Genomic DNA, 25140 nt, shown 5'->3' on the forward strand with positions numbered 1-25140 from the left:
CCGATTCAGGGTTCAGTGTTGGCCGCGGCCTCGCGGTCCGCGCCCCATTGCAGGCGAGTCTTGCTAGCGCGCGCAAAAATGCGCTCCAGCGCCGCGCCGTCGCCCTTCTCGATCTGCGACCTCAGATGCGTCAGCACCGACTGGTAGGTATTCAGCTCGCGCAGCAGTGCCTCGCGATTGGCCACGCAGATATCGCGCCACATTTCCGGTGACGACGCGGCAATGCGCGTGAAGTCGCGGAAGCCGCCACCGGCGAACGCGAGCTTGAGCGCAGCGTCCTCGGCATTGCCTACCTGCGCGACCAGCGCGTACGACAGCACGTGTGGCAAATGGCTGACGGCGGCAAAGACTGCGTCGTGCTGCACCGCCGACATGATGTGGCACTCGGCACCGGCGCTTTCCCACATCGCTCGCACCGCAGCGACATCGGCTCTCGCGTTTTCCTGCAGCGGGCATACCACGGTTTTCTTGCCGACATAGAGGTCGGCGAGCGCGGCTTCCACACCATTGAGCTCGCGACCCGCAATCGGATGCGCCGGGACAAACTGTGCCGCCTTGTCGCCAAGCGCCGTCTTGGCCGCCATGATCACATCGGACTTGGTGCTGCCCGCATCGGTCACGATGGTGCCCGGCTGCAGGTGCGGCTCCAGCGCGTGCAGCAGCGCAAAATTCTGCGCCACCGGCGCGCACAGCACGATCAGGCTGGCATCGCGTGCTGCGTCTTCCAGCGATGCAGCTTCGTCGATGACACCGAGGTCCAGCGCCTTCTGCAGCGAGGCTGGCGAACGACCCACGCCCACTACCGTGCCGACCACACCGGCGCGCTTGAGCGCAAGCGCGAGCGAACCGCCAATCAGGCCGACACCAACAATCACAACACGGGAAAAATGCAGAGCGCTCACAATCTCAGCCCTCGGGGGCGGGCAATACAGCGAATTTGAAAATAGCGAAAACAGGGATGCATGTCGTCGCGCAGCTTACTTCAGCGCGCGCTCCAGCGCCGCGATCAATGCAGCGTTCTCATCAGGCAAGCCGATCGTGACACGCAGCCAGCGCGGCAAACCGTAGTTGCCCACGGGACGGACAATCACGCCCTGCCTGAGCAATGCCAGATTGACACGCGCGCCGGCGTCATCGTCATCGCCCACGCGTACCAGCACGAAGTTGCCGGATGAAGCGACAAACTCAAGCCCCAGGCGCGCAAAAGCGTCGACAAGCTGGGCCTTGCCGGCACGGTTCAGCTCGGCGCTGCGCTGCAGGAATGCGGTGTCGCCCAGCGCCGCAACCGCCGCGGCCTGCGCCACGCTGTTGACGTTGAACGGCTGGCGGATGCGGTTCAGCAGATCCGTCAGCTCGGGCTGCGCTACCGCATAACCGATGCGCAGGCCGGCCAGTCCGTATGCCTTCGAGAACGTGCGTGACACCAGCAGGTTTGGATAGCGGCGCACCCACGCCACCGAGTCATATTGCTGGTCATCGTCGAGGTATTCGTTGTACGCCTCGTCCAGCACCACTGCCACATGGGCCGGCACCTTGGCCAGGAATGCTTCCAGTGCCGCTGCAGGCGCGAACGTTCCGGTCGGATTGTTCGGGTTGGCGACGAACACAAGGCGGGTATCGGCAGTGATTGCCGCTGCCATGGCATCGAGATCATGGCCATAGTCGAGCGCCTTCACCACGATCGCACGCGCGCCGATTTCCTGGGTCGCCAGCGCATAGACTGCAAACGAGTACTCGGCATACACCACCGACTGTCCCGGCGTGACCAGCGCGTGCGCGGCCAGCTCAAGGATGTCGTTGCTGCCATTGCCCAGCGTGATCCAGTCCTGCGGCACGCCGAGCTTCGCGGAAAGCGCTGCCTTAAGCTCGAAGCCGTTCGAGTCGGGATAGCGCCCAAGCTCGGCCACCGCCGCGGCCACCGCGTGCCTTGCGGATTCCGGCATGCCTAGCGGATTCTCGTTCGAGGCCAGCTTGACGATGCTGGCCTCGTTCAGCCCGAACTCGCGCGCCACCTCGGAAATCGGCTTGCCCGCCACGTAGGGCGAGATTGCCCTGACGTAATCCGGGCCAAACGGCAACTTGCTGCCTTGATTGCCTTGCTCTGCCATCTTGTCTCCTTGCCGCGCTTACTTGCTGGACGGGTACGACCCCAGCACTTTCAGGTAGGCGGCATTGCGCCGCAGCGTCTCGATCGCGCGTGCGACCGCCGGTTCATGCTGGTGACCTTCGACATCGACGTAGAAGTAGTACTCCCAGGCGCCACTGCGCGCCGGACGCGACTCGAAACGGCACATCGACACGCCGTTCTCCGCCAGCGGCGCAAGCAGCTGGTAGACCGCGCCGGCCTTGTTGGGCACCGACAGGATCATCGAGGTCTGGTCGCTGCCCGACGGCTCGGTCTCGTAGCGGCCGATCACTGCAAAGCGGGTGCGGTTATGCGGATCGTCCTGGATATGGGGGCGGATGACATGGAGGTGATAGCGGTTGGCCGCCGTTTCACCGGCAATGGCCGCGACCGTCGGATCTTCGCTCGCCATGCGCGCGGCCTCGGCATTGCTCGAGACGGCCTGGCGTTCCAGATGCGGATAGTTCGCGGTCAGCCAGTGCTGGCACTGCGCCAGCGCCTGCGCATGCGCGCGCACGACCTTGACGCCCTTCATGTCGGGCGAAGACGCCATCAGGTTGTGGTGCACCTTCAGCGCGATCTCGCCGCTGATCTTCAGCGAAGTCTGCAGGAACAGGTCCAGCGTGCGCGACACCGCGCCTTCGGTGGAGTTCTCGACCGGAACCACGCCGTACTCGACGGTCCCCGCCTCCACCGCGCGGAATACCTCGTCGATGCTCGGACACGGCACGCCAGACACTTCATGGCCGAAGTGGGCATAGAGCGCTTGCTCGGAGAACGTACCGGCCGGGCCCAGGAAGGCAATTTCCAGCGGCTTTTCCAGCCCGCGGCAAGCCGACATCACCTCGCGCCAGATCGACGCGACACTCTCGCCCAGCAGCGGCCCGGGATTGGCGGCCTGCACCTTGCGCACGACCTGCAGTTCGCGCTCCGGGCGGAACACCGGCGCGCCGTACTTTTTTTTCACTTCGCCGACGTCCAGCGCCAGCTGCGCGCGCCGGTTCAGCATGGCCAGCAGTTCGCGGTCCACGGTGTCGATCTGCTCGCGCAGGGGGGCCAGTTCAGCACCGAGCGCGCGCTCCGCCTCGCTCGGGGAAGCACCGCTCTGCGGCGTCTCTTCGCGCGCGGTGTTTTTGTCTTCGCTTGTCATTTGCAGAAACCCGTTGGGCCGCTCCGCGCAGGAGGGCCTGAGAATGAAACAACGCCGCGCACCGATGGCACGCGGCCGGCCGACGCGGCGCCGTCAGGCAGCGGCGCGTTCGAACTCGCGCATGAAATCGATCAGGGCATAGACGCCTTCGATCGGCATGGCGTTATAAATGCTGGCGCGCATGCCGCCCACGGACTTGTGGCCCTTGAGCTGCAGCAGGCCGTTGGCGCGGGCCTGCTGCAGGAACGCCTCGTTGCGGGTCTCGTCAGCGAGGAGGAACGGCACGTTCATGCGCGAACGGCAGTGAGGATCGATGTCGTTGCGATAGAAATCGCTCTGGTCGAGGAAGTCATACAGCGCCTTGGCCTTGGCGATATTACGCTGTTCGATCGCCGGCACGCCGCCCTGGCGCTTCAGCCACTTGAACACCAGGCCCGCAATGTAGATCGCATAAGTCGGCGGCGTGTTGTACATGGAGTCATGCTCCGCCACCACGCGCCAGTTGAACGCCGACGGGCACAACGGGTGAGCGTGGCCCAGCAGATCCTCACGCACGATCACGATCGTCACGCCCGCGGGGCCGATGTTCTTCTGCGCGCCGCCATACATGACCTGCACGCGCGACCAGTCCACCGGACGCGAGAGGATATGGCTCGACGCGTCCGCGACCACGACGCGGCCCTTGCCCTGCCCGATATCCGGAATGTCGTGGAACTCCACGCCACCGATGGTTTCATTGGTGCAGAGGTGCACGTAGGCCGCGTCGTCCGACAGCTTCCAGTCGGCTACTGCGGGGATATTGGTGAACTTTCGGTCCGCGCTCGATGCGGCGATATTGACTTCGCCATAGCGCCGGGTCTCTTGCTCGGTCTTGACCGACCACGCGCCGGTCAGCACGAAATCCGCCTTGGGTTGCTCCGCATTGCGCAGGCGCATCAGGTTCAGCGGCACGATCGCGTTCTCGCCGATCGCGCCGCCTTGCAGGAACAGGATGCGGAAGTTCTTGGGAATGTGCAGAAGTTCGCGCAGATCCGCCAGGGCCTCGGCCAGAATGCCCTCGAACTCCTTGCTGCGATGGCTCATTTCCATGACCGACACGCCCGTCCCATGCCATGACAGCATTTCCTCGGCGGCCTGTTGCAGCACTTCGGCAGGCAGGGCTGCCGGGCCCGGCGAGAAGTTGAAGACACGTTCGGCCAAGGCGCGCTGCAAGCCAGCGAGAGCGGGAGTTTGTGGATCGTTCATGGACTGGAAAAGAAAAATGGCTGCCGGTGTAACCCAAGCAGCCATTATCCCTCAAACCCGCATCCCGTAGGGCGATGCGGGGCGGGCGCGGGACCAGCGCCCTGCCCGGCCGGCGATTACTTCGCGGCAGCCGAGATTTCCTTTTCGGCGGCGTCGCGCATCGACTTGCCGACTTGCGGACCGTACTTCTGCATCATCGAACCCCAGATCTCCTGGGTCGCCTTGCCCTGGTTCGTCATGAACTTCTGGCCGGTCGGCGACTTCAGGAACGTGGTCAGGTCCTTGATTTCCTGCGTGCTGTAGTACTTGCCGAAGGCGTCATAGTGCGCCTGGATCGCATCCTTGCGGAAGCCGTCGGTGTTGAACGCCGTGCCGGCGCCGTCGACCATGCGCTGTACGGCACCGTTCTTCTTCAGCTTCTCGACAGCGGCTTGCTTCTGCTTGTCGCTCAGCGTCTTGTTCTCGACCAGCACCTGCTCCAGCACCAGCGGAGCTTCCTGCTTGGCGCCTTGCTGCCAGTTGTCAGCCTGGCCCTTCACAGCCTGGTCAGCCTGCATGACGGAAAGCAGTTCCTTGATGGCTGCGGTCTTGTCCGCGTCCTGGGCGTGGGCATGTTGCGCCACCATGAACGTAGGAACAAAAGCAGCCAGAACAGCGATACGTCGGTAGGTTTTGAGCATTGTGACTCCCTGGAAAATATGTCCGTTTTAGTCCGGCCCGCCATCTGGCGAGTTCCGGCCGGTGTCCTATTGTTGCAACAACTTACGAATTGGCGTCGGCGTCCGTGGGGCCATCGGCTTCTTCCGCCTCTTCCGAGCCGGCGCCGGTATCGGCATCGCTTTCCACGATGCGCTGAAGTCCCGACAATTTGGTGCCTTCGTCCACGTTGATCAGCGTAACGCCCTGCGTGGCACGGCCCATCTCGCGGATTTCCGCCACGCGCGTGCGGATCAACACCCCGCCGGTGGTGATCAGCATGATCTCGTCTTCCGGCGAAACCAGTGCAGCAGCCACCACACGGCCATTGCGCTCGCTCGTCTGGATCGCAATCATGCCCTTGGTGCCGCGCCCGTGTCGAGTGTACTCAGTGATCGGGGTACGCTTGCCGTAGCCGTTCTCCGTGGCGGTCAGCACGCTGCCCGGCGCGTTGGCCTCGGCCAGTTCGGCCATATCGACGCCCTCGGCCGTTTCGGCCGGCGCCACCAGCATGGCGATGACCGTCTGGCTTTCGTCAAGATTCATGCCTCGCACGCCACGGGCCTGGCGACCCATCGGACGCACATCGTTCTCGTCGAAGCGCACGGCCTTGCCGGCATCCGAGAATAGCATCACGTCGTGCTGGCCATCCGTGACCGCGGCACCGATTAGGTAGTCACCCTCATCGAGGTCGACGGCAATGATGCCGGCCTTGCGCGGGTTGGAGAACTCCGTCAGCGCCGTCTTCTTGACGGTGCCGCGGGCAGTCGCCATGAAGATGAAGTGCTCGGCGTCGAACTGGCGCACCGGCAGAATGACGTTGATCTTCTCACCATCCGACAGCGGGAACATATTGACGATCGGCCGACCACGCGAATTACGCGAGCCTTGCGGCACTTCGTAGACCTTCAGCCAGTACAGGCGGCCGCGGTTCGAGAAGCACAGGATATAGTCGTGAGTATTGGCCACGAATAACGTGTCGATCCAGTCGTCTTCCTTGGTGGCCGTCGCCAGCTTGCCGCGACCACCGCGCTTCTGGGCGCGGTACTCGGAAATCGGCTGGCTCTTCATATAGCCACTGTGGGACAGCGTGACCACCATGTCCTGCGGGGTGATCAGGTCCTCGGTATCCAGCTCGGTCGCGTTCAGCTCGATTTGCGAACGGCGATCGTCACCGAATTCCGCGCGGATAGCGGTCAGCTCGTCGGAGATGATGGTGGTGATGCGTTCCGGACGAGCCAGGATATCGAGCAGATCGGCGATGATCGCCATCACTTCGCGATATTCCTGGACGATTTTGTCTTGCTCCAGGCCCGTGAGGCGTTGCAGGCGCATCTGCAGAATTTCCTGCGCCTGCGAGTCCGAAAGCCGGTACAGTCCGTCGGACTGCATGCCAAACACGGCCGGCAGGCCATCCGGTCGATAGGATGCGCGACCGCCCGGGGTGTCGGATTCGGCGCGCGACAGCATCTCGCGAACGAGGCCCGAGTCCCACGACTTCGTCATCAGTTCCTGCTTCGCGATCGGCGGCGTCGGCGCCGCCTTGATGATGGCGATGAACTCGTCGATATTGGCCAGCGCCACGGCCAGGCCTTCCAGCACATGGCCGCGCTCGCGCGCCTTGCGCAGTTCGAACACCGTGCGGCGGGTCACCACTTCGCGGCGGTGCTGCAGGAAGTACTCCAGCATCTGCTTCAGGTTGAGCAGGCGCGGCTGGCGGTCAACCAGGGCCACCATGTTCATGCCGAAGGTGTCCTGGAGCTGGGTGTTCTTATATAGGTTGTTGAGGACGACCTCAGGCACTTCATTGCGCTTGAGTTCGATCACCACGCGCATGCCGGACTTGTCCGACTCGTCGCGGATGTCCGAGATGCCCTCGACCTTCTTGTCGGTGACCAGTTCGGCGATACGCTCGAGCAGCGTGCGCTTGTTCACCTGGTACGGCAGTTCGTCGACGATGATGGCCTGGCGCTGGCCGCGGTCGATATCCTCAAAGTGCGTGCGGGCACGCATGACGACACGGCCACGTCCGGTGCGATAACCCTCGCGCACGCCCTGGATGCCGTAGATAATGCCGGCGGTCGGGAAATCGGGCGCGGGAATCAATTCAATCAGTTCGTCGATCGTCGCCTGCGGATTACGCAGCAGGTGAAGACAGCCGTCGACAATTTCATTCAGGTTATGTGGCGGGATATTGGTGGCCATGCCGACCGCAATACCCGACGAACCATTGATAAGCAGATTCGGAATTCGAGCCGGGAGAATAGCCGGCTCTTTTTCCGAACCGTCATAGTTAGGATCGAAATCGACAGTTTCCTTGTCGATATCGTGGAGCATCTCGTGGGCGATTTTCGAGAGGCGGATTTCGGTATAACGCATGGCAGCCGCGTTATCCCCATCCACCGAGCCGAAATTCCCCTGGCCATCGACCAGCATGTAGCGCAGCGAGAAATTCTGCGCCATGCGGACGATCGTGTCGTATACAGCCGTGTCGCCGTGCGGATGGTACTTACCAATCACATCGCCGACGATACGGGCCGATTTCTTGTACGCCCGGTTCCAGTCGTTGTTGAGCTCATGCATCGCATAGAGCACGCGCCTGTGAACCGGCTTCAAGCCATCTCGTACATCGGGAAGCGCCCGGCCCACGATCACGCTCATTGCGTAATCCAGATACGAGCGGCGCATTTCCTCTTCGAGGGAGACCGGAAGGGTTTCTTTTGCGAATGGATCCATTGCGGCGTGGTTTATGCGGCGGGTTTAAGCGAAAGGAGGCCGATGTTTTCCGCCCCTATGCGCGAGGCATCCGGCGGCAGGCCAACGTGCCATTCTAACATGCGCGCGGACCCGCCTCCGCCCCCCTCCCCCGCCCCTGTTCAGCCCTCCACCGGGCTTGGATCGAAACCCGCAAAGCCTGATGCCACAAGGCTTTGCGGGTAGCTCAAGAGCCATGTTGCACAAACACCACAGGGGTCAAAACCCGTTGATGGAATCGAATATATTTACTTCTTAGGAAACGACCCTTGTGGCACAATTCCCCAGCGAAGAGCCAGACGTTGTTCGAAGTGGAGCATACACCACATCGAGAATGTTATACTCCGAAGAATGTATGACTTGTTTTCGTCCATTTGCTCGCAGTAACCCTGCGGTGATCTCATCCTGAGAGGAGAAATATGAAAAAATTTGCCAAGCTCGCGCTCGTTGCAGCTACCGCAGTAATGGCTGCATCCGCTCAAGCCCAGTCCGTCCCCTATGAAAAGAAGGCCGTGAATGACAACTGGGGCAACGGTACGAGCGAGTACGTGTGGAAGAATGGCACGAACGAGCTCTGCTGGCGCGACAGCTCCTGGACCCCGGCTACCGCCAATGCCCTGTGCGACGGCGCCCTGGCCCCGGCCGCAGCACCGGCACCGGCACCGGCACCGGTTGCTCCTCCGGTTGTTTCCAGCGAGAAGGTCACTTTCGCTGCTGACACCCTGTTCGACTTCGACAAGGCTGTCCTGAAGCCGGAAGGCAAGGCCAAGCTGGACGACCTGGTCTCGAAGCTGCAAGGCATTACCCTGGAAGTCATCATCGCCGTTGGCCACACCGACTCGTTCGGTTCGGACAAGTACAACGATCGCCTGTCGATCCGTCGTGCTGAATCGGTCAAGGCTTACCTGGTGAGCAAGGGCGTTGAAGCCAACCGCGTGTACACCGAAGGCAAGGGCAAGCGCCAGCTGAAGGTCGATCCGAAGTCGTGCAAGGGCGCTCGCAAGGCCCAGATCGCCTGCCAGCAGCCGAACCGTCGCGTGGAAGTCGAAGTGGTCGGCACCCGCAGCGCACGTTAATCGGATCTTTTCCGATACAGAAAAGCCCAGCGCAAGCTGGGCTTTTTTTTTGGTACAGTTGGCCAGACTCCCTCCTATCTGCCGGCTCGCGCACATGGCGCCGGGCCAGCACCGCATACCATGACGTCGCCTACGCACATCCTGCCGCCCTCCGCCGGCAATACCGCCGGCCGGAATGCCGACCCCAAGGAAATCGACAAATTCAGCGAACTGGCCCATCGCTGGTGGGATCCCAACAGCGAATTCAAGCCGCTGCACGACCTCAACCCGCTGCGACTGAACTGGATCGACGGGATCGCCGGACTGGCCGGCAAGAAGGTGGTCGATATTGGCTGCGGCGGAGGCATCCTCTCGGAAAGCATGGCGCGGCTCGGCGCCCAGGTCCGCGGCATTGACCTGTCAAGCAAAGCCCTGCGCGTCGCAGACCTGCATAGCCTGGAGTCCGGCGTTGCCATTACCTACGAGGAGATCGCCGCCGAAGCGCTCGCCGCCCGCGAACCGGGCAGCGTAGATGTCGTGACTTGCATGGAGATGCTGGAACACGTGCCGGACCCGGCCTCCATCATCCAGGCGTGTACAACGCTGGTGCGTCCAGGCGGTTATGTCTTCGTGTCCACGATCAATCGCAATCTGAAGGCCTACCTGATGGCTATCGTGGGCGCCGAATACATCCTTCAGATGCTGCCGCGCGGCACCCATGATTATGAAAAATTCATTACGCCATCCGAACTCGCTCGATTTGCGCGCAATGCCGGACTGGATCTGCTCGAGGTACGCGGCATGACTTACAACCCGCTCTCGGAGATTTATTCGCTGGGCCATGATACGGACGTGAACTACATGATGGCCTTCTGCCGGGTGAGCGCGTAATGACCGGGATTGACGCCGTATTTTTCGATCTGGATGGCACGCTGGCCGATACCGCCCCCGACCTGGCCGCTGCGGCCAATCGCCTGGTGGTCGAGCAAGGACGTCCCCCTGTCGCGTACGAGAAGTTGCGGCCGGTCGCCTCGCATGGTGCCCGCGGACTGCTCGGTGCAGCGTTCGGCAAGCAGCCCGACGACCCTGACTTCCCTGCCCTGCGCGACCTGTTCCTCGATTATTACGAAGCCGACATTGCCGTCCATACACGTCTGTTCGACGGCATGGCCGAGGTGTTGGCCTCGCTGGAGGCCGCCGGCATCCGCTGGGGCATCGTCACCAACAAGATCGCGAGATTCACCGTTCCCCTCGTGGCCGCCATCGGGCTCGCGCCGAGGGCCTCTGCCGTGGTCAGCGGCGACACGACGCCCTACGCGAAGCCTCATCCCGCGCCACTGTTGCACGCCGCCGAAGTGAGCGGCGTGGCACCGCAGCGATGCGTCTATGTGGGCGACGACTTGCGCGATATCCAGGCCGGCAAGGCAGCCGGCATGGTCACCATCACCGCCGCGTATGGGTACTGTGGCGAAGGCGAACCGCCGGAAAGCTGGGGCGCCGACTACCTGGTGCGGCATCCCGCCGAGTTGATTCCGCTGCTCATGCCGGCCTGATCGCAGCAAAAACGGAACCCGGCGCGGCAGCATCCGTCCAAACCGGGTACAATCCGTTTTCTTATCACTGGGGCCGACCTGGTTTCGACGTGGGTTGCGAAGCAGTGGAGGGCATACCGAGGACCCGTCACCTCGTTAATCAATGGGAATGCAATAACTGCTAACGACGAACGTTACGCACTGGCAGCCTAAGGGCCGCCGTCCTCGCACTGGCTCGCTGACGGGCTAGGGTTCGCAAGAACCAGCGAGGTCATTTACGTCAGATAAGCCCCGTCGGTGTCACGACTGCGGGGACGAAAACCAAGTGACTCGCCGTAACAGAGCGTGTTCGTCCGCGATGGTACGGTTAAATCAAATGACAGAACTAAGTATGTAGAACTCTCTGTGGAGGGCTTGCGGACGCGGGTTCGATTCCCGCCGGCTCCACCAGTATTTCCGAAACCCAGCCTGTGCCAGGCTGGGTTTTTTCTTGGCCGGATGGCGAGAAGACAAGCTGTCCGCCCACGCCGCATTGGCGTCTACAATACCGTCCTGCAGTCTGCCCTGTAGCGTTGCCATGTCCGACTATCCCCGCTTCACCATCAACCGCGCGCTGGTCGCGATCGTTCCGGAGCAGCCGTTCCTGGACTGGATCCGGGCTGTCGACCCGGAGCCCGTGCCCAACCTGACGCTCGAACACGTGCGGGAAGACCAGAGCGTTTTCCTGCTGCCGGAGGAACTCGCGGACACCACCGACAGTGCCCGGCACTGGGTGGAAAAACGCTGGCGCAATTTCTTCGAATTCATGCTCGCCGAGTGGTTTGACGAGTCGCTGTGGCCAGAAAAATTGTCGCTGGCCATGTTCCGCGACTGGTTCAGCCTTCACTACCACTCAACGGTATTCGACATGGTCGCGGATACCCCGCTGATGCACGACGACCAGTACGACGACGAAGACGGCGAGGAACTGCTGCACTGACGCAGCAGCCCCGCACCGCCATCAGCGCAAAGTTCAGAGGAAGCGGTCGAGTATCTTGCGGCTGTGGCGATCCAGCGCCATCAGGTCGCGGATCAGGTAGTGGATGCCGTGGCTGTCTGAAATCAGCAGCGTGCTGCCAGCCAGGCGGCGGATATCTTCCTCGCCGCGCAACACCAGCGTAGTCTGCCCGCGGTCGGTCTGCACGGTCCACTCGCTCGGCGTAGCGAATGTCGAAACGCTGACGATGTGCTGGATCTCCGGCATGAATTCGCGCGCGGCCAGCTCTTCTTCCACCAGCGCACGCTGCGGTCCCGAAAGCCCGTCAAGCCGCGGCACCCAGGCCAGCTCGCGGCCATCCGTGCTCATCATGCCGATGCCATCATCGGGCGCGCCGATCGGGAAGGCGCGCACCGGCACCACGCCCTCGTGCGCCGTGCCGTCGCCAAGCGTCAGCACCAGCTTGCCGAGCGCGTTGCGGCTCAGCGTGAATTCGGTATCGGGAATTTCGTCGGCGTCGAGATTGGCGTCATTAAGCATTGGCGGTCTCCGTGCCCAGCAAGGCTTCCACATCGGCCGGCTGGTCCTCGGTATCGACGTTGCGGGCTTGCGCCTGATAGAGCTTGTAGTAGGCACCTTCGCGTGCGAGCAACTCATCGTGACCGCCCACTTCGACGATCTGGCCGCGGTCCATTACCACCAGGCGGTCGGCCTTGCGCAGCGTGGACAGACGATGCGCGATGGCGATCGTGGTCCGCCCCTGCACCAGGTTATCGAGTGCCTTCTGGATTTCCTTCTCGGTCTGCGTATCGACCGACGAAGTCGCCTCGTCCATGATCAGGATGCGCGGGTTGATCAGCAGCGCGCGCGCAATCGAAATGCGCTGGCGCTCGCCACCCGACAGCGCCTGGCCGCGTTCGCCGACCAGCGAGTCGTAGCCGTGCGGCAGCCTCAGGATGAATTCGTGCGCATGCGCGGCGCGTGCGGCCGCAACGATCTCCTCGCGCGTGGCGTCAGGCTTGCCGTAGGCGATGTTCTCCGCGATCGTGCCGAAGAACAGGAACGGCTCCTGCAGGACCAGGCCGATATGGCGGCGGTACTCCGAAACCGGCAGCGAACGGATGTCGATCCCGTCGACGCGGATCGCACCTTCGGACACGTCATAGAAGCGGCAGATCAGGTTGACCAGCGTGCTCTTGCCCGAGCCGCTGTGCCCGACCAGTCCGATCATCTCGCCCGGCGCGATCGACAGGTCCAGGCCGCGGATCACCGCGCGGTTGCCGTAGCGGAAGCCGAGGTCGCGCATTTCGATGGCGCCCTCTACCTTCTCCAGCTTTGCCGGGCGCACGGGCTCCGGCACGCTCGACACGTGGTCGAGAATGTCGAAGATGCGCTTGGCGCCGGCCGCCGCCTTTTGCGTGACCGAGACGATGCGGCTCATCGAATCGAGCCGCGTATAGAAGCGGCTGATATAGGTCAAGAAAGCCACCAGCACACCCACTGTGATGGCGCTGTGCGACACCTGCCAGATACCGAACACCCACACCACCAGCAGGCCGATTTCAGTGAGCAGCGTCACGGTCGGCGTGAACAGCGACCACACCGCATTCACGCGGTCGTTGATGGCCAGGTTGTGCTTGTTGGCCTCTCGGAAGCGGGCCACTTCACGCTTCTCCTGCGCAAAAGCCTTGACCACGCGGATGCCCGGAATGGTGTCGGCCAGCACGTTGGTGATCTCCGACCAGATCCGGTCGATCTTCTCGAAGCCATGGCGCAGCCTGTCGCGCACCAGGTGGATCATCCACGCGATGAACGGCAGCGGCACCAGCGTCACCAGCGCCAGCCACGGGTTGATCGAGATGAGGATGGCCGCCGTCATCAGGATCATCAGCACGTCGGTGGCGAAATCCAGCAGATGCAGCGACAGGAAGACGCAGATGCGATCGCTTTCCGAGCCGATGCGCGCCATCAGGTCGCCCGTGCGCTTGCCGCCGAAGTATTCCAGCGACAGCTTCAGCAGGTGTTCGTAGGTAGTGGTGCGCAGGTCCGCGCCGATCCGCTCGGACACGCGCGCCAGCAGGTAGGTGCGCGCCCAGCCCAGGCTCCAGGCCACCAGCGCTGCGCCCAGCAGGCCGGCCAGGTACAGCCGCACCAGGCCGTAGTTGATCGGCACGCCGTTCTGGAACGGGATCAACACCTTGTCCATCAGGGGCATGGTCAGGTACGGCGGCACCAGCGTCGCCGCCGTGGACAGCAGCGTCAGGAGGAAACCCGCCAGCAACTGCCATTGGTAGGGGCGCGCAAAGCGCCAGAGGCGCAGCAGCGCCCACGTCGACGGCGGGGTTTCCAGCTCACGGCTGCACTGCGGGCATTGCTCCTCGCCCGGCGGCAGCGGGGCCTTGCAGGTGGGGCACAACACTTCGCCGGCATCCTGTGGCACTTCGGCAACAGCCGCGTCGCGGCGCGCCTCGAACTGGTCGACCAGCCGCAGCGCGGCAGGATTGTAACCAAGCGTGTAGCGCCAGCAGGCGAAGCGAGCCGTGTCATTCCCCAGTTCGAGGGTGCCAACACCCGCGTGGTCGGTATGTGAGAGGTGCAGGCCGGGCTCGATGGCCCATTCCCGCACATTTTTTTCACCGGGAGCGCGAGCCAGAAGACGCCGGTCCGTCACAACCAGCCACCCTTGGGTAAAATGCAGCCTCGCGTCGAGGTCGAGTTCCAGCCCGGCCAGGATGGTCTCGCCGGGGCGAAGCGCCGCGCCGGCTTCGGCCCGCCAGGGCTCGTCCGGCACGTTGCTTTGAGAGACAGGCAGGGAGGATCGGGTCATTGTCGGCGCGCCTTGCAGCGTCCAGCGGAAACGGACATAACTTGAAACAATTTAGAATGGCCGCACACTGGCGGCCCGCGATTTTGCCCGCAAGTATACATAACGCCAACCAGCGGGTGCCCCTGATGCATTGCACAATCGGATGTCAGCCAAAGAAGTCAACCTGACGTATGCTGTAACGTTACTGAAAGGTTAGGCTTCCATTTCTCGGGCGTTTCCGCCCATTGCCTCAAGCTAAATCAATGAAAAAGAAGGACATTGAGATTTTCGATGTCATGTCGCTGCGCGGCCCGAATATGTGGACATATCGGCCTGTGCTGGAGGCGTGGGTCGATATCGGGGAGCTGGAGGATTTTCCCTCCAACACGATTCCGGGGTTCTACGAAAGGCTGTCGGCGTGGTTGCCGACCCTCGTCGAGCATCGCTGCAGCATTGGCGAGCGCGGCGGCTTCCTGCAGCGCCTCAAGGAAGGCACATGGCCGGGGCACATCCTGGAACACGTGACGCTTGAGCTGCAGAACCTGGCTGGCATGCCCGGCGGGTTCGGCAAGGCCCGCGAGACCCCGGTCCGCGGCGTCTACAAGGTGATCGTCCGCGCCTGGCATGAGCAGGTCACGCGCGCCGCGCTGTTCGCGGCACGCGACCTGATAATGGCCGCGATCGAGGATCGCCCTTTCGACGTCCCCGCTGCCGTCGACAACCTGCGCCGCCTGGTCGATGAGCACTGCCTCGGCCCAAGCACGGCCTGCATCGCCGATGCCGCCGACGACCGCGACATCCCGTCCATCCGCCTGTCCGACGGCAACCTGGTGCAGCTCGGCTACGGCGCGCGCCAGCGCCGCATCTGGACGGCCGAGACCGACCGCACCAGCGCCATCGCCGAGAGCATTTCGCGCGACAAGGACCTGACCAAGAGCCTGCTGGAATCGTGCGGCGTGCCGGTGCCCGAGGGCCGCATGGTCGAGTCGCCCGAAGACGCCTGGGAAGCCGCCGAGGACATCGGCGTGCCGGTGGTGGTCAAGCCGTATGACGGCAACCATGGCCGCGGCGTCTTTACCAACCTGGTGACGCGCGAAGAAGTCGCGACTGCCTACGCGGTGGCCATCGAGGAAGGCAACGGCGTGATCGTCGAGCGCTTCATCCCTGGCAACGAACACCGCCTGCTGGTCGTCGGCGGGCGCATGGTTGCCGCCGCGATGGGCGAGACCGCCAGCGTGGTGGGCGACGGCAAGTCGACCATCGAAGAACTGATCGAACTGCAGATCAATTCGGACCCGCGCCGCGGCAGCACCGAAGATCATCCGCTGAACCGCGTCCGACTGGACTCGGCGGCGCGCCTGGAGCTCAAGCGCCAGAACATGGATGGCACCTCGGTCCCGCCCGAAGGCAGGACCGTGCTGATCCAACGCACGGGCAACGTGGCCTTCGACGTCACCGACCGCGTGCACCCGAGCGTGGCCGCGCATGCGGCGCTGGCCGCGCGCGTGGTCGGCCTGGATATCGCGGGCGTGGACCTGGTGGCCGAGGACATCTCGCGCCCGCTGGCCGAGCAACGCGGCGCCATCGTGGAAGTCAACGCCGGCCCTGGCCTGCTCATGCACCTCAAGCCGGCGGAAGGCACGCCGCGCCCGGTGGGCCGCGCCATCGTCGACCACCTCTTCCCCGAGGCCGACGACACCAACCCCGGCCGCATCCCGGTGGTGGGCATTACCGGCACCAACGGCAAGACCGTGGTGGCCAAGCTGGTCGCCCGCCTGCTGCAGCTGTCGGGCAAGCACACCGGCCTCGCCTGCAGCGACGGCCTGTTCCTGGACCGCCGCCTGGTGCAGGGCGGCGACCGCGCCAACTGGGACGCCGGCCACCGCATCCTGATGAACCGCGCGGTGGAAGCCGCCGTGTTCGAGAATGACAGCGGCGCCATCCTTTCCGAGGGCCTGGTCTATGACCGCTGCCAGGTCGGCGTGGTCACCAACTTCGATGCACCCGACCACATGGGCGACTACTATGTCGAAGACGAAGACCGCATGTTCAACGTGCTGCGCACCCAGGTGGACGTGGTGCTCAAGAACGGCGCCGCCGTGCTCAACGCGCGCGATGAACGCGTGGTGGAGATGGCCGAGCTGTCGGACGGCGACGTGATTTTCTTCGGCCTGTCCGCCGAACTGCCGGCCATCGTCGCGCATCGAGCCAATGGCAAGCGTGCCGTGTTCGTGCGCGACGGCAAGGTCGTGCTGGCCACCGGCCAAAGCGAAACGCCGCTGACCGATGTCGCCGCCATTCCGGTGACCTACGCCGGCCGCGTCTCGTTCCAGGTGGAAAACGTGCTGGCGGCAGTCGCCACCGGCTGGGCGCTGGGTATCTCCAACGACCTGATCCGCGCGGGCATCGTGACCTTCGACGTGGGCCAGGTCGACGTGCCGGGCCGCTTCACGCTGTTCGAGCGCAACGGCGCCATCGTCGTGGTGGATGACGCGCACAACGCGCCTGCGCTGGAGGCCCTGGCCGCCGCGCTCGACCGTTTCCCGGCCGAACGCCGCATGATCGTCTACGGTGCCGGCGTGCAGCGCCGCGACGAAGACATGGTGCGCCAGGGCAAGGTCCTGGGCGCCAGCTTCGACCGCGTGTTCCTGTGCGAAGACCAGAGCGTCAAGCGCGCGCTGCCTGACACCGAGGCCCGCGCCCTGCTCAAGCAAGGTCTCTACGAGGGGCGCCGCGTCACCAAGATCATCGACGAAGGCACGCGCCGCGACGCCATCGAGACCGCGCTCGGCCAGCTGGTGGCCGGGGACCTGCTGGTCCTGCAGTGCGACGAAGGCGCCCCCGGCGCCACCGTCGACCGCGTGCACCAGTGGATGGGCCAGCCCCCGCGCCGCGCCTGACGGCCCGAAGAAGAACGGAACCCAGAATCTATGGAAGTCTCTCGCATCCGGGCCCTGCGCGGCCCGAACCTGTGGTGCCGCCACACCGCCATCGAGGCGATCGTGGCCTGTCCGGAACCCTCGGACATGGTTGCCGCCCTGCCCGGCTTTGAAGACCGCCTGCGCGCGCGCTTTCCCGACATCGGGCCGCTGCATCCGGACGAAGATGCCGGCGAGCTGTCGCTCGCGCACGTGCTGGAAGGCGCCACGCTGCGCCTGCAGGCCGCGGCCGGCTGCCCCGTGACGTTCAGCCGCACGGCGCAGACCGTCGAGCCCGGCACCTACCAGGTGATCGTGCAGTACAGCGAGGAAGAAGTCGGCCGCCTGGCGTTCGACCTGGCCCAGGCACTGTGCCTGGCCGCGCGCGATGACGCGCCGTTCGACCTGGACGACGCACTGCACCGCCTGCGCGAACTCGACGAAGACGTGCGCCTGGGGCCCAGCACGGGCTCTATCGTCTACGCCGCCGTGGCGCGCGGCATTCCGTATCGCCGCCTGACGCAGGGTTCGATGGTGCAGTTTGGCTGGGGCAGCAAGCAGCGCCGCATCCAGGCCGCCGAAACCAGCGCGACCAGCGCCGTGGCCGAATCCATCGCGCAGGACAAGGAACTGACCAAGAGCCTGCTCCATGCGGCCGGCGTGCCGGTGCCGCTGGGCCGCTCGGTGCGCAGCGCCGAGCAAGCCTGGGAAGCCGCGCAGGAAATCGACGCGCCCGTGGTAGTGAAGCCGCGCGACGGCAACCAGGGCAAGGGCGTGGCCGTGCGCATCCGCACGCGCGAAGAAGTGATGACGGCCTATGAGGTCGCGTCGGACATCAGCTCTGATGTGATCGTCGAGCGCTACATTCCCGGCCATGATTTCCGCCTGCTGGTGGTGGGCAAGCATCTCGTCGCCGCGGCGCGCCGCGACCCGCCGCAGGTGATCGGCGATGGCTCGCATACCGTGCGCCAGCTGGTCGAGGAAGTGAACCGCGACCCGCGCCGCGGCGAGGGCCACGCGACTTCGCTCACCAAGATCCGCTTTGACGATATCGCCCTGGCGACGCTGGCCAAGCAGGGCCTGACGGCGGAATCCGTGCCGCCCAAGGGCACGCGCGTGGTGCTGCGCAACAACGCCAACCTGTCGACCGGCGGCAGCGCCACCGACGTGACGGACGACGTCCACCCGGACATCGCCGCGCGCGCCGTGGCCGCCGCGCAGATGGTCGGCCTCGATATCGCCGGCGTGGACGCCGTGTGCGAGACCATGCTCAAGCCGTTCGAGGAACAGGCCGGCGGCGTGGTCGAAGTCAATGCCGCGCCTGGCCTGCGCATGCACCTGCAGCCTTCGTACGGCAAAGGCCGCGCAGTGGGCGAAGCCATCGTGTCGACCATGTTCGCCGACGGCGACGATGGCCGCATTCCGGTGGTGGCGGTATCGGGCACCAACGGCAAGACCACCACGGTCCGCCTGATCACCCATCTGATGGCCACCAGCGGCCTGCGCATGGGCATGACCGGCACCGACGGCGTCTATATCCGTGGCGAGCGCATCGACACCGGCGACTGCAGCGGCCCGCGCAGCGCGCGCAACGTGCTGCTGCATCCGGACGTCGATGCGGCCGTGTTCGAGACCGCGCGCGGCGGCCTGCTGCGCGAAGGCCTGGCCTTCGACCGCTGCGACGTGGCCGTGGTGACCAACGTCGGCGAAGGCGACCACCTCGGACTGTCCTACATCAGCACGGTGGAAGACCTGGCCGTGCTCAAGAGCGTGATCGTGCAAAACGTGGCGCCGCATGGCATGGCCGTGCTCAACGCCGCGGACCCGATGGTGGTGCGCATGGCCGATGCCTGCCCGGGCTCGGTGACGTTCTTCGCGCATGACCCGGGCCAGCCGGCCATGGCCACGCACCGTGCGCAGGGCAAGCGCGTGGTGTTTGTCGACGGCGACCACATCGTGGCCTCCGAAGGCGACAACGAAGTGCGATTCCCGCTGGCCGAGATCCCGCTCACACGCAACGGCACGATCGGCTTCCAGGTCGAGAACGCCATGTCGTCGATCGCCGCGGCGTGGGCGCTTGGCATCGACTGGACCGTCATCCGCCGCGGCCTGGCGACCTTCGTCAATGACGCGCAGACGGCCCCGGGCCGCTTCAACGTGTTCGACTACCGGGGCGCCACGCTGATTGCCGACTATGGCCACAACCCGGACGCCATCCAGGCGCTGTGCAATGCCGTGCAGACCATGCCGGCCAAGCGCCGCATGGTGGTAATCAGCGGCGCCGGCGACCGCCGCGACGAAGACATCCGCAAGCAGACCCAGATCCTGGGCGGCGTATTCGACGAGGTGATCCTGTACCAGGACCAGTGCCAGCGCGGCCGCGAGGACGGCGAAGTGCTCGCGCTGCTGCGTGAGGGCCTGCAGGGCGCCACGCGCGCCAGCACCATCGACGAGATCCGCGGCGAGTTTGTGGCCATCGACACGTCGCTGTCGCGGGTGCAGGCCGGTGATCTTTGCCTTATCCTGGTGGACCAGGTGGACGAAGCGCTGGCGCACATCGCGAGCCGCGTCGCGCAGGGTTAAACCAGCCGCCTGGATGGACAAAGGGCCAGCCCCGACGGGCTGGCCCTTTTTGTTTGGCCGGGCGCTTTCTAGTGCCGCCCAGGCAATGAAAGGCGGCGCTCCAGCACATGCTGCAGCCCCGAAAGCCCGGTGCTCAGCACCCAGTAGATCACCGCCACCGCGAGATAAAGCGGCAACGGCTGGTAAGTCGCCGCAATGACTTCCTGCGCGGTACGCAGCAACTCCGTCACCGTAATCACCGATACCAGCGAGGTGTCCTTGATCAGGCTGATCAGGCTGTTGGAAAGGCTCGGCACGGCCAGGCGCAAAGCCTGCGGCCCGACCACATAGCGCAGCGTCTGCCCGGGCGTCAGGCCCAGGCTGTACGCCGCCAGCCACTGGCCGCGCGCGATGCCAAGGATCGCGCCTCGCATGCTCTCGGACAGGTAGGCGCCCACGTTAAGGCTCAGCGTCAGCACACCGGCCGGCGTCGGTTCCAGCGCGATGCCGATGCCCGGCAAGCCGTAGTAAACGACAAAGATCTGCACCAGCAAGGGCGTCCCGCGCATGATGCTGACGTACCCGCGCGCGATGCCCTTCAGGACGGCGCTGTGGCTGATGCCCATCAGCGCCACCACCGTGCCCAGCACCAGCCCGAAGGCCATCGACCACAGTGCGAACTTGATGGTCAGCAGCGTGCCCTGCAGCAGCACGGGCATGGAATCGGAGACGAGCTGGAGAGCGGACATTTGCGGGAGGCAGGAAGAGACGCGCCAATCGTAACGGCCCGCCGGGATGCGCGCAAACCCCGCGCGGCCTGCGGCCGGGCGGGGTGCTGGTCAATGGCAGGGACTGGGCAGGGACTGCTTACTTGCCGGGCTTGGTCACGTCCGAGCCGAACCACTTCACCGACAGCTTGGTAAGGGTGCCGTCCTTGCGCAGGTCGTCCAACGCATGGTCGATGGCCTGGGCAAACTTCGGGTTGTCCTTGCGGAACGGAATGGCAACCTCGGCATTGGCGCCCGACACGACCGCACCAGGGCGCAGCGGCAGGTTGGCGGTCTTGATCAGGTAGTTGACCATCAGCCTGTCATTGAGCGCGGCATCCACGCGCTGCGCGGCCAGGTCGCGCAGGTATTCGGGCGCGCCGGGATAGGTCTTGACGTCGATGCCCGGCACCGACTTGGCCAGGTCGTTGTAATTGCTGCCCAGGCTCACGCCGAGCTTGTGGCCCTTCAGGTCGTCGAGCGACTTGAACTCGCGCTTGTCATCCTTGCGCTGGATGAGCTGGGCGGCCGAATAGACATAAGGCGTGGAGAAGTCCAGCACCTGCTTGCGCTGCGGCGTCACCGAGACCTGGTTGACGATCACGTCGAACTTGCCGGCCTGCAGGCCGGCAATGATGCCGCTCCATTCGGTGGTGACGAATTCCGGCTTCACGCCAAGCTTGGCGGCCACGGCGCGCGCCACGTCGACATCGAAACCGTCGAGTTCATTCTTGGCGTTGCGGAAGCCGAACGGCGGATAGGTACCTTCCAGGCCGATCTTCAGCACACCGGCCTGCTTGACGGTATCGAGCAGGTCTGCGGCACGGGCCGCGGTGGCGCTCAGGCCGGCGGCGCCAGCGATCAGCGAGGCAGCCAGCAGGGTTTTGAGCCAGCCATGACGAATCGATCGCATATGTTCTCCAGTGGGATACGGAATGGCCGGCAGCCTCTTGTAGAGGCCTGCCGGCCGGTTGTGCTGCTATGAGCCTATATCGGCCTCAACACTACCGCAAACCCTATCGATAGCGAAATAACGATTCATCATGGCTATATAACTGTCTGCCCTGCCGCGCGTTGCTGGAACGCCTTACTGGAAGGCCTTGTCGTTCGGCGCGGCGAACAGCGCCTTCATGTCCGCGGACAGCGGATAGTTCATGTTGATGCCGCGCGGCGGGATCGGCGACATGAACCACTTGTTGTACAGCTTCTCGGCGCGGCCGCTGGTCATCAGGTCAGCCACCACGCCATCGGCCAGCTTCTTGAACGACGGGTCGTCCTTGCGGAACATGCACGCGTAGTTCTCGGTCTGCAGCGGCGCGCCCACCACCACCCAGTCGCCCGCGCTCTTGGCCTTGGTGCGCTCGCCGTACAGCAGCGGCTCGTCCATGACGAAGGCCGCGGCACGGCCGCTTTCCAGGATCAGGAACGACTGGCCATGATCCTTGGTACTGATCAGGTTCATGTTCATGGCCTTCTCGCCGTTCATCTTGACCAGCAGGCGCTCGCCCGTGGTGCCGGCGGTGGTGACCACGTTGCGATCCTTCAGGTCGGTGAATTCCTTCACGCCCGAGTCCTTCTTGGTCAGCATCTTGATGCCGTACACGAACAGGCTGTTCGAGAACGCTACCTGCTTCTGCCGCTCGAGATTGTTGGTGGTGCTGCCGCACTCGATGTCGATGGTGCCGTTCTGCACCAGCGGAATCCGGTTTTGCGAGGTGATCGGCGTGAGCCTGACCTGCAGGTTCGACAGCTTGAGATCGCTCTTCACCTTGTCGACGATCTGCAGCAGGATCTCGTGCGAGTAGCCCATCACCTCCTTGCCGTCGGTGTACGAGAACGGAATCGACGACTCGCGGTAGCCGAGCGAGATCACCCCGCTCTCCTTGATCTTGCGCAGCGTGTCGCCATCGGCGGCGCTGGCCGCGGTGGCGGCGAGTGTGCTGACCAGGCTGAGGGCGGTGGCTGCCAGCAGGCGCAGGGGGACCCGCTTGCGGCTAGAGTGCAGTTGCTTCATGTTGGCGCTCCTTCTGTTGAGGGTGCTTGTTGATCGAGGCATTCCATCGAAACCACGTACTGCAAAACGCTAAACGCTGCCGCGCGGCTAGGCGCGCGCGGCGGAAAACTCCTCTGCATTGACCGCGGGCTTGCGGCCGGCGAGCTGGTCGGCCAGCAGTCCCGCACTGCCCATGGCGAGCGTAAAGCCCAGCGCGCCATGCCCGAGATTGAGCCACAGTCCACGCAGCCGTGACGGTCCGACCATCGGCAAGCCGTCCGGCGTGGCGGGCCGCAGCCCCGCCCACGGCTGCAGCTGCGCCAGCGGGATATCGGGCACGATACCTTCAAACAGCGCGCGCGTCTGCGTCACCAGCGCGCCGACGCGCTCGGGGTCGATGCGCGCGCCGCCGCGCACCAGGTCGGCCATGCCCGCCACGCGCAGCGTGTTGCCGATGCGCGCATAGACGATCTTGTTGGCGAAATCCGTGATGCTGATATGCGGCGCACGCGCGCCTTCCGCCAGCGGCACAGTGATGCTGTAGCCCTTGAGCGGCCACAACGGCGGCCGCACGCCGAGCGGACGCAGCAGCGGCACGCTGCCGATGCCGCCTGCAACCACCACGGCATCGGCCGGCACCACGCCAGACGCCGTCCGCACACCGCTGATGCGATCCCCTTCCTGCACCAGCCCCTGCACGATGGTGCCGAAGCGCATCGACACGCCGGACTGTTGTTGCAGCAAGCGTGCCAGCGACAGGCAGAAGCGGTGGCAGTCGCCGACTTCCTCGCTCGGCGTATAGATCGCGCCGGCGATCTCGTCGCGGATGCCGAGCAGCGCGGGTTCCAGCGCCACGCAGGCCTCGCGGTCCAGCGCCTGCTGTTCGCAACCCAGGCTGGCCTGGTAGTCAAGCAGGCGGCGCGCCGACTCGAACGCGTCGCCATCGCGGTGCACAATCAGTTTGCCGCGCCGCGCAAAATCGAAATCTGTGCCCGCCCCCGCCTTGCTGCCTTCGCTGGCCACGAACGCCTGCATCAGGTCGCGCGAGTAGAACGCCAGGCGCAGCAGCTTGCGCGTGGTGGCTTCGCTGGTGGCGGCGTTGCACGCGCGCATGAACGCGGCTAGCCAGCGCCACTGCGCGGGGTCCGCCACGGGCCGGAAGCGCATGGGCGAGTCGCGCCGCAGCAGCCAGCCCGGCACCTTGCCCATCACGCCCGGGCCGGCCAGCGGGGCCACGTAGCTGTAGCTGAGCTGGCCGCCGTTGGCGAAACTGGTTTCCTCGCCGGGGCCGTCATGCCGTTCGAGCACCGTCACCTCGTGGCCGTCCTGGGCCAGCCGCCAGGCGCTGGTCATGCCGACCACGCCGGCGCCCACGATCACTAACCGCATTGCCATCCTTTGTCGCTTTCGATCCGATGGCAGCAGCGTAGACGAGCGCACGCGGCTTGCCCAATGCCAATACGTGCCAGAATATGTCTTCAGGCTATGGGCCGGCTAACTTCCCCCGCACCACCGCACCAGCACCTCCATCATGCGATTGCGCCAGATCGAAGTCTTCCGCGCCATCATGCTGACCGGCACGGTCAGCGAGGCCGCGCGCCTGCTCCACGTCTCGCAGCCCGTGGTCACGCGCGTGCTGCAGCACGCCGAGGCATCGCTCGGCTTCCGGCTGTTCGAGCGCGTGCGCGGCCGCCTGCAGGCGACGCCGGAAGCCACCGCGCTGTACGGCGATGTCGAAAGGCTATATGGCGAGATCGAGCGCGTACGGCGCGTGTCGGAAAGCCTGCGCCACAAGGGCGTCGGCCGCCTGCGCGTGGCGGCCACGCCGAGCCTGGCGGGCCCGCTGCTGGTGCCGGCGGTGCGCGGTTTTTGCGCGCGCTATCCCGAAACCCAGGTACAGGTGCTCACTCACCATACCGACGAGATCGTCGGCGCGCTGCTCGCCAACCAGATCGACCTGGGCTTCGCCTTCTCGCCGCCGCGCCATGAAGCCATCACCTGCGAGCCGGTGGCCGTCGGGCATATGCTGCTTGCGGTACCACGCGACCAACCGCTGCCGGCCGGCGGCCGGCGCCATGTGGTGCCGATGCGCAAGCTGATGGAGCGCCCTTTTGTCGGCTACGACGACAACAGCTCGCTCGGGCTGCTGGTGCGGCAAACGCTGGCACGGCATGCGCTGGAGCCGCGCTCCACGCTCGAAGTCCAGACGTATTCGCTGGCGCTGGCGCTGGTGGAAGCCGGCCTTGGCATGGCGCTGCTTGACCAGTACACCGCGCTGAGCGCCAACCCGGGCAAGGTTTCGCTTCACGCGGTGCAGCCCGCGCTGCCGTTTGAAATCCAGTTGCTGCGCGCAAGCCACCGCGCGGCATCGAGCCTGGTCGACGACATGCGAGAGCAGTTCGCGCAGGCCGCCGCGGCCCTGGCCGCCACCCTGCCCGAGCGGCTCGAAGCGCCCGCCGCCAGCTTCGAGGCCACCACGGCTGCCGCATCGCGGGGGCGCGATTGATTGACAGCCGCGCGCGGCCTGCACCATCATCAAGGCGCCCGAACGGTGCCCGTAT

At 64.8% G+C, this 25140-nt stretch carries 19 protein-coding genes and 1 other RNA gene; 8 read left to right on the top strand and 12 right to left on the bottom strand.

The window, feature by feature from the left end; all coding sequences use genetic code 11:
- Positions 1-5 precede the first annotated feature (5 nt).
- From ACIGJB_RS11810 to gyrA, 6 genes are all read right to left on the bottom strand, one after another.
- Positions 6-902, bottom strand: coding sequence for a prephenate dehydrogenase (locus tag ACIGJB_RS11810; protein ID WP_483729990.1), 897 nt, complete (start codon positions 900-902; stop codon positions 6-8).
- A 75-nt stretch (positions 903-977) separates the two neighbouring features.
- Positions 978-2108 (bottom strand): histidinol-phosphate transaminase, encoded by a 1131-nt coding sequence (gene hisC / locus ACIGJB_RS11815; RefSeq protein ID WP_483729991.1) that lies wholly within the window; start codon positions 2106-2108, stop codon positions 978-980.
- Between the two features lie 18 nt (positions 2109-2126).
- Positions 2127-3275, bottom strand: coding sequence for a prephenate dehydratase (gene pheA / locus ACIGJB_RS11820; protein ID WP_483729992.1), 1149 nt, complete (start codon positions 3273-3275; stop codon positions 2127-2129).
- Positions 3276-3368: 93 nt separating this feature from the next.
- Positions 3369-4520, bottom strand: a complete 1152-nt coding sequence (serC, locus tag ACIGJB_RS11825) for a 3-phosphoserine/phosphohydroxythreonine transaminase (RefSeq protein WP_483729993.1) — start codon at positions 4518-4520, stop codon at positions 3369-3371.
- 116 nt (positions 4521-4636) lie between these two features.
- A complete protein-coding gene (locus ACIGJB_RS11830; protein ID WP_483729994.1) occupies positions 4637-5200 on the bottom strand; it encodes a DUF2059 domain-containing protein in 564 nt (187 codons plus the stop codon).
- Positions 5201-5282: 82 nt separating this feature from the next.
- Positions 5283-7952: a DNA gyrase subunit A gene (gene gyrA / locus ACIGJB_RS11835; protein ID WP_483729995.1), complete on the bottom strand. Its 2670-nt coding sequence runs from the start codon at positions 7950-7952 to the stop codon at positions 5283-5285.
- 437 nt (positions 7953-8389) lie between these two features.
- Between gyrA and ompA the strand changes: the two genes are divergently transcribed.
- The 5 genes from ompA (at position 8390) to ACIGJB_RS11860 (ending at position 11536) form a co-directional block, all read left to right on the top strand.
- Positions 8390-9046, top strand: a complete 657-nt coding sequence (gene ompA, locus ACIGJB_RS11840) for an outer membrane protein OmpA (protein ID WP_483729996.1) — start codon at positions 8390-8392, stop codon at positions 9044-9046.
- Between the two features lie 120 nt (positions 9047-9166).
- The gene (gene ubiG / locus ACIGJB_RS11845; RefSeq protein WP_483729997.1) at positions 9167-9916 is read left to right on the top strand and encodes a bifunctional 2-polyprenyl-6-hydroxyphenol methylase/3-demethylubiquinol 3-O-methyltransferase UbiG; all 750 of its coding nucleotides are present in this window, start codon (positions 9167-9169) and stop codon (positions 9914-9916) included.
- Positions 9916-10578, top strand: coding sequence for a phosphoglycolate phosphatase (gene gph / locus ACIGJB_RS11850; protein WP_483729998.1), 663 nt, complete (start codon positions 9916-9918; stop codon positions 10576-10578). Before ubiG ends, gph begins: the two co-directional genes overlap by 1 nt.
- A gap of 69 nt (positions 10579-10647) precedes the next feature.
- Positions 10648-11007, top strand: a transfer-messenger RNA (tmRNA) gene (ssrA, locus tag ACIGJB_RS11855).
- A gap of 127 nt (positions 11008-11134) precedes the next feature.
- Positions 11135-11536, top strand: a complete 402-nt coding sequence (locus tag ACIGJB_RS11860; RefSeq protein ID WP_483729999.1) for a hypothetical protein — start codon at positions 11135-11137, stop codon at positions 11534-11536.
- Between the two features lie 33 nt (positions 11537-11569).
- On the opposite strand, the gene ACIGJB_RS11865 is transcribed toward ACIGJB_RS11860, so the two are convergent.
- On the bottom strand, positions 11570-12073 hold the full coding sequence (locus ACIGJB_RS11865) for a cyanophycin metabolism-associated DUF1854 family protein (RefSeq protein WP_483730000.1): 504 nt from the start codon (positions 12071-12073) through the stop codon (positions 11570-11572).
- Complete coding sequence (locus ACIGJB_RS11870; RefSeq protein ID WP_483730001.1) at positions 12066-14360, bottom strand: cyanophycin metabolism-associated ABC transporter; 2295 nt, start codon at positions 14358-14360, stop codon at positions 12066-12068. Before ACIGJB_RS11870 ends, ACIGJB_RS11865 begins: the two co-directional genes overlap by 8 nt.
- A 242-nt stretch (positions 14361-14602) precedes the next feature.
- Between ACIGJB_RS11870 and cphA (ACIGJB_RS11875) the strand changes: the two genes are divergently transcribed.
- Positions 14603-17239: a cyanophycin synthetase gene (gene cphA, locus ACIGJB_RS11875; RefSeq protein ID WP_483730002.1), complete on the top strand. Its 2637-nt coding sequence runs from the start codon at positions 14603-14605 to the stop codon at positions 17237-17239.
- A 30-nt stretch (positions 17240-17269) separates the two neighbouring features.
- Entirely contained in the window at positions 17270-19840 is a 2571-nt protein-coding gene (gene cphA, locus ACIGJB_RS11880; protein WP_483730003.1) for a cyanophycin synthetase, read from the top strand.
- 68 nt (positions 19841-19908) lie between these two features.
- On the opposite strand, the gene ACIGJB_RS11885 is transcribed toward cphA (ACIGJB_RS11880), so the two are convergent.
- The 4 genes from ACIGJB_RS11885 to ACIGJB_RS11900 form a co-directional block, all read right to left on the bottom strand.
- Positions 19909-20568 (bottom strand): amino acid ABC transporter permease, encoded by a 660-nt coding sequence (locus ACIGJB_RS11885; protein WP_483730004.1) that lies wholly within the window; start codon positions 20566-20568, stop codon positions 19909-19911.
- A gap of 118 nt (positions 20569-20686) precedes the next feature.
- Positions 20687-21499, bottom strand: a complete 813-nt coding sequence (locus tag ACIGJB_RS11890; protein WP_483730005.1) for a transporter substrate-binding domain-containing protein — start codon at positions 21497-21499, stop codon at positions 20687-20689.
- A gap of 174 nt (positions 21500-21673) precedes the next feature.
- A complete protein-coding gene (locus tag ACIGJB_RS11895) occupies positions 21674-22600 on the bottom strand; it encodes a glutamate/aspartate ABC transporter substrate-binding protein (protein ID WP_483730006.1) in 927 nt (308 codons plus the stop codon).
- A gap of 87 nt (positions 22601-22687) precedes the next feature.
- Positions 22688-23968: a D-amino acid dehydrogenase gene (locus ACIGJB_RS11900; protein WP_483730007.1), complete on the bottom strand. Its 1281-nt coding sequence runs from the start codon at positions 23966-23968 to the stop codon at positions 22688-22690.
- A 142-nt stretch (positions 23969-24110) separates the two neighbouring features.
- Between ACIGJB_RS11900 and ACIGJB_RS11905 the strand changes: the two genes are divergently transcribed.
- On the top strand, positions 24111-25085 hold the full coding sequence (locus tag ACIGJB_RS11905; RefSeq protein WP_483730008.1) for a LysR family transcriptional regulator: 975 nt from the start codon (positions 24111-24113) through the stop codon (positions 25083-25085).
- Positions 25086-25140: the final 55 nt, after the last annotated feature.

The organism is Cupriavidus sp. C2SS-8b, from assembly GCF_057073745.1.

Excerpts from the sequence above, each read along its gene's own strand:
- ACIGJB_RS11830 (WP_483729994.1), bottom strand. The coding sequence starts at position 5,200 with ATGCTCAAAACCTACCGACGTATCGCTGTTCTGGCTGCTTTTGTTCCT.
- gyrA (WP_483729995.1), bottom strand. The coding sequence starts at position 7,952 with ATGGATCCATTCGCAAAAGAAACCCTTCCGGTCTCCCTCGAAGAGGAA.
- ACIGJB_RS11905 (WP_483730008.1), top strand. The coding sequence starts at position 24,111 with ATGCGATTGCGCCAGATCGAAGTCTTCCGCGCCATCATGCTGACCGGC.
- ACIGJB_RS11870 (WP_483730001.1), bottom strand. The coding sequence starts at position 14,360 with ATGACCCGATCCTCCCTGCCTGTCTCTCAAAGCAACGTGCCGGACGAG.
- ACIGJB_RS11860 (WP_483729999.1), top strand. The coding sequence starts at position 11,135 with ATGTCCGACTATCCCCGCTTCACCATCAACCGCGCGCTGGTCGCGATC.
- ACIGJB_RS11885 (WP_483730004.1), bottom strand. The coding sequence starts at position 20,568 with ATGTCCGCTCTCCAGCTCGTCTCCGATTCCATGCCCGTGCTGCTGCAG.
- ACIGJB_RS11890 (WP_483730005.1), bottom strand. The coding sequence starts at position 21,499 with ATGCGATCGATTCGTCATGGCTGGCTCAAAACCCTGCTGGCTGCCTCG.
- serC (WP_483729993.1), bottom strand. The coding sequence starts at position 4,520 with ATGAACGATCCACAAACTCCCGCTCTCGCTGGCTTGCAGCGCGCCTTG.
- cphA (WP_483730002.1), top strand. The coding sequence starts at position 14,603 with ATGAAAAAGAAGGACATTGAGATTTTCGATGTCATGTCGCTGCGCGGC.
- gph (WP_483729998.1), top strand. The coding sequence starts at position 9,916 with ATGACCGGGATTGACGCCGTATTTTTCGATCTGGATGGCACGCTGGCC.
- ompA (WP_483729996.1), top strand. The coding sequence starts at position 8,390 with ATGAAAAAATTTGCCAAGCTCGCGCTCGTTGCAGCTACCGCAGTAATG.
- ACIGJB_RS11865 (WP_483730000.1), bottom strand. The coding sequence starts at position 12,073 with ATGCTTAATGACGCCAATCTCGACGCCGACGAAATTCCCGATACCGAA.
- ACIGJB_RS11895 (WP_483730006.1), bottom strand. The coding sequence starts at position 22,600 with ATGAAGCAACTGCACTCTAGCCGCAAGCGGGTCCCCCTGCGCCTGCTG.
- ACIGJB_RS11900 (WP_483730007.1), bottom strand. The coding sequence starts at position 23,968 with ATGCGGTTAGTGATCGTGGGCGCCGGCGTGGTCGGCATGACCAGCGCC.
- pheA (WP_483729992.1), bottom strand. The coding sequence starts at position 3,275 with ATGACAAGCGAAGACAAAAACACCGCGCGCGAAGAGACGCCGCAGAGC.
- hisC (WP_483729991.1), bottom strand. The coding sequence starts at position 2,108 with ATGGCAGAGCAAGGCAATCAAGGCAGCAAGTTGCCGTTTGGCCCGGAT.
- cphA (WP_483730003.1), top strand. The coding sequence starts at position 17,270 with ATGGAAGTCTCTCGCATCCGGGCCCTGCGCGGCCCGAACCTGTGGTGC.
- ubiG (WP_483729997.1), top strand. The coding sequence starts at position 9,167 with ATGACGTCGCCTACGCACATCCTGCCGCCCTCCGCCGGCAATACCGCC.